Here is a 12439-nt window from a genome sequence, read left to right as displayed (position 1 = left end):
GGTTAACCCATGTCAGGATTCCTTCCCGTTGCCAAAGGCACCCTCGCCCTTCTCCTAAGGCGAGGCAAGATCACCCAAGCCACAGCCGAAGAACTGCTTAAGGAAAACCACTCCGGGCTCATCCCCCTGTTTGACGTCCTTAAGAAGTCGGAGCTGAGCGCCGAGGCTTTTGCCAAGTTCCTCTCCGAGCAATACGGCTTGCCGGTTTTCGACCTGAGCAAGTTTGATGTCGATACCATTCCCAGCACCCTTTTGAATGAGCAGCTCATTCAAAAGCATGCTGTACTGCCGCTGTTCAAGCGCCAGAATCGTATCTTTATTGCTACCGCCGACCCGTCCAACCAGGCGGCCTTGGAAGACTTTCGTTTTAACCTGCGCCTGCCCACCGAGCCGGTGTTGGTTAACGCCGACGAGTTGGCCAAGTCCATAGACAAGCTGCTGGAAAAGACCGGCGCCAGCCTGGATATAGGTGACGTCAACGACTCAGAGCTTGCCGACCTGGCCGTGGATGAAGAAGACGAGAAGGAAAGTGACCTTGCCACTGGCAAGGACGATGACGCCCCTATCGTCATTTACGTCAACAAATTGCTGATGGACGCTATCCGTAAGGGCGCTTCGGACCTGCACTTCGAGCCCTACGAGAAGAGCTACCGGGTGCGCTTTCGCATCGACGGCATTCTCCATGAAGTGGCGGCGCCACCGGTGTCGGTGGCCAATCGTCTGGCAGCCCGTATCAAGGTCATGTCCAAACTGGATATCGCCGAGCGGCGTATCCCCCAGGACGGTCGCATCAAGCTGCGCCTGTCCCGCAAAAAAGCCATCGATTTTCGTGTCTCGACCCTCCCAACCTTGTGGGGCGAGAAGATCGTTATGCGTATCCTTGACTCCAGCTCTGCGCAGCTGGGGATCGATATGCTGGGGTATGACCCTGAGCAGAAACGGCTTTACCTTGAGGCACTGCACAAACCCCAAGGCATGATCTTGGTAACGGGGCCTACCGGGTCAGGTAAGACGGTCTCCCTTTATACAGGTCTGAATATCCTCAACACCGAAGAGCGCAATATTTCCACCGCAGAAGATCCGGTGGAGATCAACTTGCCCGGGGTCAACCAGGTGCAAATCCATGCCAAAGCCGGTATGACTTTCGCCTCGGCACTGCGGGCCTTTCTGCGCCAAGACCCGGACATCATCATGGTGGGGGAGATCCGGGATCTGGAAACGGCGGAGATCTCCATCAAGGCGGCCCAAACCGGCCACTTGGTGCTCTCGACTCTGCACACCAACTCGGCCTCTGAAACCCTGACCCGTCTGGTCAACATGGGGGTGCCGCCTTACAACATTGCCTCCAGCGTCACCTTGGTTATCGCCCAGCGTCTGGGACGGCGCCTGTGCCCAACCTGCAAGCAGCCGGAAAATCTGCCCAAAGACGAATTACTGCGCCAGGGGTTTAGCCCCCGGCAGATAGAAGAAGGCTTTACCCTGTTTCGACCTGTCGGCTGCAGCGAATGCACAGGCGGCTATAAAGGAAGGGTAGGGGTATACGAAACCATGCCTATGACAGAGGCACTGGCCAAGATAATCATGGAAGGTGGGAACTCGCTGGATATTGCCGCCCAGGCCCAGCGGGAGGGGATCAAGAACTTGCGTCAATCCGGTTTGGAAAAGGCCAGGCAGGGGGTGACTTCCCTGGCTGAGGTCAACCGGATCACCAGCTACTAAGGAGTTGCCATGGCAACCGCAGCGGCCAGTAAACGAAAAATAGAGGCCCAAAAGCTGGAAATTTTCACCTGGAAAGGGCTTAACCGCCGGGGTGAAAAGGTCCAGGGGGAAATGACCGGGATCCGGATTAACGAGATCAAGGCGCAGCTCAGGGCCCAGGGGATCACCCCCAAGGAGGTCAAGCGTAAACCCAAATCGCTGTTCTCCTTCGGGCAAAAAATTGATGCGGCAGATATCGCTGCCATTACCCGCCAGTTGGCTACCATGCTGGCCTCAGGGGTACCTTTGGTACAGTCCCTGGATATCGTCTCCAAGGGCCATAAGAAAGATGCCGTGCGGGAGATGATGGTTAAGATAAGTGCCGACGTGCAGGGAGGCACCCTGCTGTCAGAGGCCCTGGCCAAGTATCCTGTGTACTTCGACTCCCTGTACCGGGACTTGGTGGCGGCCGGTGAACACTCCGGCGCCATGGAGACCATGTTCGACCGGATAGCCACCTACAAGGAAAAGCAGGAAGAACTGAAAGCCAAGATCAAAAAAGCGTTGTTTTACCCCTCGGCCATCGTCTTCGTGGCCATAGTGGTCACTGCCATACTGCTGATCTTCGTGGTGCCCCAGTTTGAGGATATCTTCCATTCCTTCGGCGCCGAACTGCCAGCCTTTACCCAACTGTGGATAAGCATTTCCCATGCCGTGCAGAATTCCTGGTACGTCATCTTGGCAATACTGATCGCAGGGGCTTTGCTGTTTCGCTCCATGCACCGCAAGTCGCAGAATGTCAGGGATAAGACCGACAAGTTCGTGCTGCGGATCCCCATAGTGGGCCCCATACTACACAAAGCCTCGCTGGCACGGTTTGCCCGCACTTTGGCCACCACTTTTGCCGCCGGTGTGCCCCTGATTGAAGGTCTGGCTTCTTCGGCCGGTGCTTCCGGCAATGCCCTTTACCGCGATGCCATCCTCAAGGTGCGCCGGGAAGTGGAAACCGGTATGCAGATGAACGTGGCCATGCGTACCACCCAGGTGTTTCCGGAATTGATCATCCAGATGGTACTGATCGGTGAGGAATCCGGCTCCATCGACGAGATGATGTCCAAGGTGGCGCAGATTTACGAACGGGAAGTGGATGATGCGGTGGACGGCCTGATGAGCCTCTTGGAGCCGGCCATTATGATAGTGCTTGGCCCTATCATCGGTGGCTTGGTCGTGGCAATGTACCTGCCTATCTTCCAGTTGGGACAAGTGGTTGGTTAAAGCCCCATGCAATGGATAATGATGTTAGGCCGTGAGCCACTTTGGCTCACGGTCTTTGTTTTGGTGTTTGGCCTGCTGGTAGGCAGTTTCCTGAATGTGGTGATTTACCGTTTACCGGTGATGCTGGAGCGTCGCTGGCAACGGGAGAGCCGTGAGTTGCTGGCCTTGGAACCCCTTGCCGACCAGCCCTCTTTCAACCTGATGGTGCCGCGCAGCCACTGCCCCAAATGCCGGGCCGAGGTGGCTTGGTACGATAATGTGCCGCTGCTGAGCTGGCTTTGGCTTGGTGGCCGTTGCCGCCATTGTAAAACCCCTATTTCCGCCCGTTATCCGCTGGTAGAGCTGGCCACCGGCCTGATATCAGCGGTGGTGGCCTGGTATATGGGACCCAGTGTCATGCTACCGGCGGCATTGCTTTTTACCTGGGTCTTGGTAGCCCTGACTTTTATCGACGCCGACACCATGCTGTTGCCGGACGACCTCACCCTGCCGCTGATGTGGGCCGGTCTGCTGTTAAGCCTGATTGGTGGCTTGGTCAGTCCGGTGCAAGCTATCCTCGGCGCAGCCATAGGTTACCTGTCCCTGTGGTCAGTCTATTGGGCTTTTAAATTGCTGACCGGCAAGGAAGGCATGGGCTACGGAGATTTCAAGCTACTGGCCGCCTTAGGAGCTTGGCTTGGGCCCTGGATGTTGCCGCAAATCATACTGTTGTCGTCGGTATTCGGTGTTATCTGGGGCCTCTATGCCGCAGCACGTCGGCGTCAGGGCAGCATGCCCATGCCTTTCGGCCCCTTCCTGGCCGCAGCTGGCTGGGTGGCCCTGATCTGGGGGCAGGATATCAATGCCTGGTACCTGGGTTATTTCCAATGAGCTTTGTGGTGGGATTGACCGGCGGCATAGGTTCCGGCAAGAGCACGGTGGCGGATCTGTTTGCGGAACTGGGCATAGTGCTTGTGGATGCCGACCTGGTGGCCAGGGAAGTGGTTGAACCCGGTACCCAGGGACTGGCGGCCATAGTCGAGCATTTTGGTGCTGCGCTGCTTCAGCCCGACGGCCAGTTGGACAGGGCAGCACTGCGCCAAAGGGTGTTCAATAATGAGACCGAGCGCCAATGGCTCAACGCCTTGTTACACCCACTGATACGCAGCAGCATGGCGGAGCAGTTGGCCAACGCCAAAAGCCCTTATGTGCTGTGGGTGGTGCCTTTGCTCATAGAAAACGGCCTCTGTAAGGACTGCGACCAGGTATTGGTGGTGGACGCCGCCCCCGAACTGCAGCGCCAGCGGGTGTTAGCCCGTGACAAGAGCGCCGATGCCGACGCCATCATGGCAAGGCAGCTGCCCCGCGACGAGCGGCTGCAATATGCTGACCAGGTGGTGGACAATGGTGGCAATCTGGCCGACCTGAAAGCCCAGGTTCAGTTTTTACACCGTCAATACCTGTCGATGGCTGCCCAAAAAAGGCTATGATTGATACGACATTTTTTTGACGATGTATTGTGGAGCATGGACTGCCAGTTCGAGTTTCCCCTTTCTGAAAAATTCCGTGCCTACCTGCGGCTCGATTATCTGCTTCGGCGCCTGTTCAAGGCGGCCGACAATGCCGATTGGCCGTTTTTTACGGCCCTGTTCGATCTGCTGGATGTGCTGGAGCGTGGCGATATCAAGGCTGAACTGATCAAGGATCTGGAAAGAACCATTGAACAGTTGGGCCGCTGGGCTGCCATGCCTGGGGTGGACGCCGAGCAGTTATCCGGCCTTAACAAGGAGCTGCAAGGCCACCGCCAATGGCTGTTGACCCAGCAAAGACTGCCCCCTGGCTGGCGGGATGACCCCTTGTTGATGGCCCTTAGGGCCCGATTCAGTGTGGCCGGTGGTGATGCTCCTTTCGATCTGCCGCAACTGGCTTGCTGGCAACAGCGCAGCGCCGTATTGCAACAGGCCGACGTGGCCGCCTGGCTGGACAAAGTGGAGCCCGTTGCCCGGGCCCTGGGGCTGTTCTTGCATCTGGTCAGGGAAGGCGGGCGTCGGGAACAGGTGCTGGCCCGCAATGGCTTTTACCAGGCCAGCGCCGAAAACCTGGTGCTGCTGCAGCTTGCCGGGCTGCCTGCTGGGCTTTACCCTAGCGTCTCCGGTCACAGAGGGCGCTACACGGTGCGCCTGATGGCGTTGGGGGATGACGGGGAGACCACCGCCGTGGCTGACGATATCCCCATGGTATTGACCCATTGCAGCTGGCAGTAGGAGCAAGGTTTGGTAGTAGCATGTCCCATTTGCGGTAAGTCCGTTCCCTGGTCGGAACAGAGCCCGTTCAGGCCCTTTTGTTCTAAGCGTTGCCAATTGATCGATCTTGGTGAGTGGGCCTCGGGCGACAGGGCCATTCCCGCCGAAGAAGAATCCCCTTCCGAGTCCGACGACTTAGACTAAAACACCGCTTTTCAGCCAGTTATTGGCTTATGCTACAGTGGCTTCAGATGCTTTTGGAGTCACTGATGGCACCAGACTGGTACCCCGGCGCCCGGCGCCACCCCAGCCCCCATTTTGATGAGCGTCCCAGCAGCGACTCGCCGTCACTGTTGGTGTTGCATAACATCAGCCTGCCACCACAGCAGTTTGGCCAGGGGCTGGTGCCGGCATTTTTCGACGGCAGTCTCGATTGTCACCAGCATCCCTGGCTGCAAAGGCTTGCAGGGGTGCGGGTGTCGGCCCACTTCTTTATCGAGCGCAGTGGCCAGGTTTGGCAGTTTGTCGCGCTGTCAGCCAGGGCCTGGCATGCAGGCCTGTCGTGCTTCCAGGGCCGTGAGCGCCTTAACGACTTCAGCCTGGGAGTCGAATTGGAAGGGGCTGACCACCTGCCCTTCACCGCCCCTCAATACCAGGCCCTGGCCGAACTCAGCCGTTGGCTGTTTTCGGTCACAGAGATCGGACCTGACCGGGTCACAGCCCATGAAACCATAGCCCCCTCAAGGAAAAGCGATCCCGGCCCCCTGTTCGACTGGCTGGCATACTACCGAGCCCTGGAGTCTCACCCATGATGCTGATCACCCTTTTGGCGCTGCTGGCCCTGGACAGGGTCCTGATGCTACCACCAGCCTGGCAACTGGACAGCTGGCTGGCCAAGCTGCCTCTGGCCCTGCGCACCCCGCAGTTGCCCTGGCCCTTATTGCTGCTGGCGCTGGTAGCGGTGTCGCTGCTGGTGGACGGGCTGCTCTGGTATAGCCCCTGGATCCTGTCCTGGCCGCTGGCGGTATTGCTGCTGTGGGTCGGCCTCAGCACCACAGCGGTGCGCCAAACCTACAGACGCATGCTTAACGCCTTTTCCCGGGGCGATCTGGAAGCGGCGGACCTTTGCTCCGAGTCCCTTGAAGCGCCTCTGACCTCAGCCACCTACAGCGGCCGGGAAAGAACCATGATGGCCCTGCTCTGGGCTAACTACCGCCACTACTGCGCCATCCTCTTCTTCTTTGTGTTGGGTGGGGTAGGGCCGGCCCTGGCTTACGGCGTACTGCGCTATTGGCATGACAACGAGGTGCCGGAGGCGCGTAAGCTGATGAAGTTGGTGGACTGGTTACCGGTGCGCCTTACCGCCCTGGGTTTTGCCTTTGTGGGCCATTACTCCAGGGCCATGCCCAAGTGGCTTGAAGGTTTGCTGCACCATCCTAAGGACAACGAAGACTACCTGGGGCGGGTGGCCTTGGCTGCCGAAGAGGTGGATTGTTCCCAGCCCTGTTCCGAGAAGCCGGCCCTCTTTATGGTGGCCCTGGCCAAACGCAATCTGCTGTTCTTCCTGGCCCTGGTTGCGGCCTTGATCCTCTTCGGACTTTTGGTCTGACCAATTTTTCTCGTCAGCTTGGGGTTACAGCGCCCCAGGCTGGTTATCCACCTTGGGCGAATAGACAGTGCGCAAACCTTTTGCTAAGGTGAGTGCACTTTTCATGCTATTGGTCTGACCAATTGACACCATGGCTGGTTACCAAAGGATAAGACAACCCCGTCTGGCGGATGTCATTCAGGAACAACTGGAAACCTTGATCCTCGAGGGCACCCTGGCTCCAGGGCAGAAGCTGCCCCCTGAAAGGGAGCTGGCGACCCAGTTCGAGGTGTCCAGACCCTCGGTACGCGAGGCTATCCAGAAACTGGAGGCCAAAGGTCTGCTGGTGCGCCGCCAGGGTGGCGGCACCTATGTCAGCCAGGATATCTATGGCGAGCTGGCCAATCCCCTGTTCGAGATGTTGACCCATCACTCGGAAGGGCAGCTGGACCTGCTGGAGTTCCGTTACGCTTTGGAAGCCATGGCGGCCTACTACGCCGCCCTGCGTGGAACTGACGCCGATTTTGCCGAGATCCGCGCAGCCTATGTGGACGTGGAAAAGGCCCATAGCACTGACGATGTGCCCTTGGAAGCCAAGGCCATTACCCGATTTCATGAACTGGTAGCCCAGGCCAGCCACAATGTGGTGATCCTGCACCTGTTCCGCGTGATGAAACCGCTGCTGATCCAGAACGTGCAGTTGAACCTGGAAATGCTGTACCAGCGTTCCAGCGCACCGGAAAGGGTCGGGCAGCATCGCAAGTATTTGCTGGAATGTATTGTGTCCGGCAAACCCCAGGAAGCCCGCAGCGCCTGTGAGCAGCACCTGGCCTACCTGGAAGAAACTTTGTTGGATATCCGCCGCGAACAAAGCCGTCTGCAGCGCTCTTTGCGGCGACTGCAAAGCAAACCGTCTGGCTCTAAAACCTAGTCTATGGTTTAGAGCGCAGCCGCATCTTTAATCACAATCAGAGCAAGATAAGGAAAAAGCCATGTCAGAGAAGGTTATGCATGACGTGGACCCGCAGGAAACCCGTGAATGGCTGGACGCGCTCCAGGCTGTCATGGACGAAGAAGGTGCTGAACGCGCCCATTACCTGCTGGAATCCCTGACCGATCAGGCTCGTCGTAATGGCGCTCACCTGCCTTTCGAAGCCACCACCGCTTACGTCAACACCATTCCTGCTGGCCAGGAACCGGAAATGCCGGGCGACCAGGGCATGGAACGCCGTATCCGCTCCATCATTCGTTGGAACGCCCTGGCCATGGTGCTGCGCGGCTCCAAGAAGAACCTGGAGCTGGGTGGCCACATTTCTTCTTTTGCTTCCAGCGCGACTCTTTATGATGTGGGCTTCAACCACTTCTTCCGCGCACCCAATGACAAAGACGGTGGCGACCTGATCTACTTCCAGGGCCACATCTCCCCCGGTATCTATTCCCGCTCTTTCCTGGAAGGTCGCTTGACCGAGGAACAGCTGGACAGCTTCCGCCAGGAAGCGGACGGTCAAGGCCTGTCCTCTTATCCGCACCCGAAATTGATGCCGGACTACTGGCAGTTCCCCACCGTATCCATGGGCCTGGGGCCCATCGCCGCCATTTACCAGGCGCGCTTCCTCAAGTACCTCACTGATCGCGGCATCAAAGATTGCTCCGAGCAGCGGGTTTACTGCTTCCTGGGTGACGGCGAGTGTGACGAGCCGGAAGCCCTGGGTGCCATCAGCCTGGCGGCCCGCGAGAAGCTGGACAACCTGACCTTTATCATCAACTGCAACCTGCAGCGCCTGGACGGTCCCGTTCGGGGGAACGGTAAGATCATCCAGGAACTGGAAGGCACCTTCCGTGGCGCCGGCTGGGAAGTGCTGAAGGTGATCTGGGGCCGCTACTGGGATCCGCTGCTGGCCCGCGACACCTCCGGCAAGCTGCTGCAGCTGATGGAAGAAACCGTCGACGGCGAATACCAGAACTGCAAAGCCAAGGGCGGCAAGTACACCCGTGATAACTTCTTCGGCAAATACGAAGAGACCAAGGAAATGGTCGCCAACATGTCCGACGACGACATCTGGCGCCTCAACCGTGGTGGTCACGATCCCTACAAGGTGTACGCCGCTTATCACCGTGCCGTAAACACCAAGGGCCGCCCCACCGTTATCCTCGCCAAAACCGTTAAAGGTTACGGCATGGGTGACGCCGGTGAAGGCAAGAACATTGCCCACCAGGTCAAGAAAATGGACATGGAAGCCATCAAGTACTTCCGTGACCGTTTCAACATTCCGATCAGCGACGACAAGCTGGCTGACCTGCCTTACTACCACCCCGGTGCCGAGAGCCCCGAGGTGAAGTACATGATGGAGCGTCGCGCTCAGCTGCACGGCACCATGCCGCGCCGCCAACCCCGCTTTGCCGGCGAGCTGGCCATCCCCGGCGTCGATGCGTTCGAATCTGTTACCAAAGGCAGCGGTGAGCGTGAGATCTCCACCACCATGGCCTTCGTACGGGTGATCACGGCGCTGCTCAAAGACAAGAATCTGGGCAAGCGTATCGTCCCCATCATCCCCGATGAGGCCCGTACCTTCGGTATGGAAGGCCTGTTCCGCCAGGTGGGTATCTACAGCCGTGAAGGCCAGAAATACACCCCACAGGACGCCGACCAGGTTGCCTTCTACAAAGAAGACAAAAAAGGCCAGGTACTGCAGGAAGGGATCAACGAACTGGGCGCCATGTCCGACTGGGTTGCAGCTGCCACCAGCTACAGCACCAACGGCGAGCCGATGATCCCCTTCTACGTCTATTACTCCATGTTCGGCTTCCAGCGTGTTGGCGACATGGCCTGGGCGGCCGGTGACCAGCAGGCCCGTGGCTTCCTGGTTGGCGGCACCGCCGGCCGTACCACCCTTAACGGTGAAGGCCTGCAGCACGAAGACGGCCACAGCCACATCCTGGCCGGCACTATTCCCAACTGCATCACCTATGACCCCACTTACGGCTACGAAGTGGCGGTGATAGTGCAGGATGGCATCCGCCGCATGTACGGCGACGATCAGGAAAACGTCTACTACTACCTGACGGTGATGAACGAGAACTATCACCAGCCGGCCATGCCAGAAGGTGCCGAGGAAGGTATCCGTAAGGGTATCTACAAGCTCGAAACCGTCAAAGGCAGCGGCAAGGCACAGATCCAGCTGATGGGCTCCGGCACTATCTTGCTGCAGGCCCGTGAAGCGGCCCAGATCCTCGCTAACGACTTCGGTGTGGACGTGGACGTGTTCTCCGTCACCAGCTTCAACGAGCTGGCCCGTGACGGCCTGGATGCCGAGCGTTTCAACATGCTGCATCCTGACAGCGACGCCAAGGTTCCCTACATCAGCAGTGTGCTGGCCAAGGACGTACCGGCCGTCGCCGTGACCGATTACATGAAGCTCTACGCCGATCAGGTTCGTGCCTTTGTGCCCGGTCCTTACCGCGTACTGGGTACCGACGGTTTTGGCCGTTCCGACAGCCGCGACAACCTGCGCCGCCATTTCGAGGTCAACGCCCACTATGTGGTGGTCGCTGCCCTGTACGAGCTGGCCAAAGCCGGTAAAGTCGAGAAGAAACTGGTGTCCGAGGCCATCAGCCGCTTCGGTATCGACGCCGACAAAGTCAACCCGCTGTACGCGTAAGGAAAGAGCAATGGCAGAGACTCGTGATCTGATCGTGCCCGATATCGGCAGCGACGCGGTGGATGTCACCGAGCTGCTGGTAGCCGTGGGCGACAGCGTTGAAGAGGAACAAGGTCTTATCTCCGTGGAAGGGGACAAGGCCGCCATGGAAGTACCGGCGCCTTTCGCCGGTACCATCAAGAGCCTGACCGTCAAAGCTGGCGACAAAGTCAGCACCGGTGACAAAATCGGCACCATCGAAGTAGGCGCCGCCGCTGCTGCGCCTGCCAAAGAAGAAGCCGCTCCTGCTGCCCAAGAAGCGCCCAAGGCCGAAGCGCCAGCGCCTGTTGCCGCTGCCCCGGCTGCTGCCAGCGCCCGTCAGGAAGTGCTATTGCCTGACGCCGGTGGTGAAGTGGAAGTGGTGGAAGTGCTGGTAGCTGTGGGCGACCTGGTGGAAGTAGACCAGGGCCTGGCCTCTGTGGAAGGCGACAAAGCCGCCATGGAAGTACCCAGCCCGCTGGCCGGCAAGATTGTCGAAATCAAGGTGAAAACCGGCGACAAGATTTCCGAAGGCGCCCTGGTGGCCATCATTGAAACCGGCGCCGCAGCGCCGGCCGCTCCTGCGGCGGCTGCCCCGGCAGAGCAAACTGCTGCTCCGGCTCCCGCTGCTGCTCCTGCCGCCAAGGAAGTCAAAGACGTTGCCCTGCCGGATGCCGGCGGTGAAGTGCAGGTCGTTGAAGTCCTGGTGGCGGTAGGCGACAGCGTCGAAGCCGAGCAAGGCCTGATTTCCGTGGAAGGCGACAAGGCCGCCATGGAAGTCCCGGCGCCTTTTGCCGGCGTGGTTAAAGAAGTTCTGGTGAAAACCGGTGACGCCATCAACGAAGGCACCTTGATTGTCCGCGTTGAAACCCGGGGCGTTGCCCCGGCAGCGGCCCCCGCCGCAGCTGCCCCTGCCCCTGCTGCGCCGAGCGCCGCCCCGGCCCAAGCTGCCAAGCCGCCGCCGGTACCGCATCATCCCTCAGCTGGCGCCAAAGAGCACGCCGGCCTGGTGCACGCCAGCCCGTCGGTACGCCGTCTGGCCCGTGAGTTCGGTGTCGACCTGAGCCTGGTTAAAGGTTCTGGCCGTAAGAGCCGTATCCTTAAGGAAGACGTGCAGGCTTACGTGAAAGCCGAGCTGGCCCGTCCCAAAGCGGCGGCCGGTGCCACCAGTGGTGGCGGCAACGTGTCGGTGATCGACTGGCCGAAAGTCGACTGGGGCAAGTTCGGGGAAGTGGAAGTGGTGAAGATGAGCCGCATCCAGAAGATCTCCGGGCCCAACCTGCACCGTAACTGGGTGCAGATCCCCCACGTTACCCAGTTTGACGAGGCGGATACCACCGAGCTGGAAAGCTTCCGTAAGAGCCAGAACGATCTGCTGGTCAAGCAGAAGGAAAGCTTCAAGATCTCACCGCTGATCTTCATCATGAAGGCAGTGGCCAAGGCCCTGGAGCTGCATCCCAAGTTCAACTGCTCCATCGGTGACGACGGCGAATCCCTGGTGATGAAGAAATTCGTCCACATCGGTATCGCGGTCGACACCCCCAACGGCCTGGTGGTACCTGTGGTCCGTGATGTCAACAAGAAGGGCATCTACGACCTGGCCAAGGAGCTGGGTGAGATCTCTGCCAAGGCCCGCGCCGGTAAACTGACCGCAGCCGACATGCAGGGCTCCAGCTTCACCATCTCCAGCCTCGGCGGTATCGGCGGAACCCAGTTCACGCCTATCGTCAACGCGCCGGATGTGGCCATCCTGGGTGTGTCCAAAGCGGACTTCAAGCCCAAGTGGAACGGTAAGGAATTCGAGCCGCGCCTGATGACGCCGCTGGCCCTGTCCTACGACCACAGGGTGATAGACGGCGCCGACGGTGCCCGCTTTGTCACTACCCTGTCCGGTCTGCTGGGCGACCTGCGACAAATCATTCTGTAATCAATGAGGGGGCTTTGCCCCCTCGTTTTTATAGCGTTACACTTGCTGTGCC

General features: G+C 59.0%; 11 protein-coding genes. All 11 read left to right on the top strand.

The genetic code is table 11. The features are described from left to right. The first annotated feature begins 9 nt into the window (after positions 1-9). The 11 genes from pilB (at position 10) to aceF (ending at position 12387) form a co-directional block, all read left to right on the top strand. Positions 10-1719: a type IV-A pilus assembly ATPase PilB gene (pilB, locus tag B3C1_RS12410; protein WP_008485201.1), complete on the top strand. Its 1710-nt coding sequence runs from the start codon at positions 10-12 to the stop codon at positions 1717-1719. 9 nt (positions 1720-1728) lie between these two features. Continuing rightward, positions 1729-2973, top strand: a complete 1245-nt coding sequence (locus tag B3C1_RS12405; RefSeq protein WP_008485200.1) for a type II secretion system F family protein — start codon at positions 1729-1731, stop codon at positions 2971-2973. A 21-nt stretch (positions 2974-2994) separates the two neighbouring features. Further along, positions 2995-3843 carry a prepilin peptidase gene (locus tag B3C1_RS12400; protein WP_008485199.1) on the top strand — a complete coding sequence of 283 codons (849 nt, stop codon included), beginning with the start codon at positions 2995-2997 and terminating at the stop codon, positions 3841-3843. Next, positions 3840-4442, top strand: coding sequence for a dephospho-CoA kinase (gene coaE / locus B3C1_RS12395; RefSeq protein ID WP_008485198.1), 603 nt, complete (start codon positions 3840-3842; stop codon positions 4440-4442). Before B3C1_RS12400 ends, coaE begins: the two co-directional genes overlap by 4 nt. Continuing rightward, positions 4443-5216: a cell division protein ZapD gene (gene zapD, locus B3C1_RS12390; protein ID WP_156804539.1), complete on the top strand. Its 774-nt coding sequence runs from the start codon at positions 4443-4445 to the stop codon at positions 5214-5216. Positions 5217-5225: 9 nt separating this feature from the next. Beyond that, a complete protein-coding gene (gene yacG, locus B3C1_RS19835; protein ID WP_008485196.1) occupies positions 5226-5399 on the top strand; it encodes a DNA gyrase inhibitor YacG in 174 nt (57 codons plus the stop codon). A gap of 65 nt (positions 5400-5464) precedes the next feature. Then, positions 5465-6007, top strand: a complete 543-nt coding sequence (gene ampD, locus B3C1_RS12385) for a 1,6-anhydro-N-acetylmuramyl-L-alanine amidase AmpD (protein WP_008485195.1) — start codon at positions 5465-5467, stop codon at positions 6005-6007. Beyond that, positions 6004-6804, top strand: a complete 801-nt coding sequence (gene ampE / locus B3C1_RS12380; protein WP_008485194.1) for a regulatory signaling modulator protein AmpE — start codon at positions 6004-6006, stop codon at positions 6802-6804. The genes ampD and ampE overlap by 4 nt, the downstream gene beginning before the upstream one ends. A 130-nt stretch (positions 6805-6934) precedes the next feature. Then, the gene (pdhR, locus tag B3C1_RS12375) at positions 6935-7714 is read left to right on the top strand and encodes a pyruvate dehydrogenase complex transcriptional repressor PdhR (RefSeq protein ID WP_008485193.1); all 780 of its coding nucleotides are present in this window, start codon (positions 6935-6937) and stop codon (positions 7712-7714) included. A 61-nt stretch (positions 7715-7775) separates the two neighbouring features. After that, positions 7776-10442 (top strand): pyruvate dehydrogenase (acetyl-transferring), homodimeric type, encoded by a 2667-nt coding sequence (gene aceE / locus B3C1_RS12370; RefSeq protein ID WP_008485192.1) that lies wholly within the window; start codon positions 7776-7778, stop codon positions 10440-10442. A 10-nt stretch (positions 10443-10452) separates the two neighbouring features. Continuing rightward, positions 10453-12387 carry a pyruvate dehydrogenase complex dihydrolipoyllysine-residue acetyltransferase gene (gene aceF / locus B3C1_RS12365; protein WP_008485191.1) on the top strand — a complete coding sequence of 645 codons (1935 nt, stop codon included), beginning with the start codon at positions 10453-10455 and terminating at the stop codon, positions 12385-12387. Positions 12388-12439 lie beyond the last annotated feature (52 nt).

The sequence above is a fragment of the Gallaecimonas xiamenensis 3-C-1 genome (genome assembly GCF_000299915.1).
Taxonomy (GTDB): Bacteria; Pseudomonadota; Gammaproteobacteria; order Enterobacterales; family Gallaecimonadaceae; genus Gallaecimonas; species Gallaecimonas xiamenensis.
Note: the sequence above shows the minus strand (reverse complement) of the source record. Positions and strands in the feature narration are given on the sequence as shown.

Bases quoted from the DNA above. Each gene is read 5' to 3' on its own strand.
- pilB (WP_008485201.1), top strand. From the start codon at position 10: ATGTCAGGATTCCTTCCCGTTGCCAAAGGCACCCTCGCCCTTCTCCTA.
- B3C1_RS12405 (WP_008485200.1), top strand. From the start codon at position 1,729: ATGGCAACCGCAGCGGCCAGTAAACGAAAAATAGAGGCCCAAAAGCTG.
- B3C1_RS12400 (WP_008485199.1), top strand. From the start codon at position 2,995: ATGTTAGGCCGTGAGCCACTTTGGCTCACGGTCTTTGTTTTGGTGTTT.
- coaE (WP_008485198.1), top strand. From the start codon at position 3,840: ATGAGCTTTGTGGTGGGATTGACCGGCGGCATAGGTTCCGGCAAGAGC.
- ampD (WP_008485195.1), top strand. From the start codon at position 5,465: ATGGCACCAGACTGGTACCCCGGCGCCCGGCGCCACCCCAGCCCCCAT.
- ampE (WP_008485194.1), top strand. From the start codon at position 6,004: ATGATGCTGATCACCCTTTTGGCGCTGCTGGCCCTGGACAGGGTCCTG.
- pdhR (WP_008485193.1), top strand. From the start codon at position 6,935: ATGGCTGGTTACCAAAGGATAAGACAACCCCGTCTGGCGGATGTCATT.
- aceE (WP_008485192.1), top strand. From the start codon at position 7,776: ATGTCAGAGAAGGTTATGCATGACGTGGACCCGCAGGAAACCCGTGAA.
- aceF (WP_008485191.1), top strand. From the start codon at position 10,453: ATGGCAGAGACTCGTGATCTGATCGTGCCCGATATCGGCAGCGACGCG.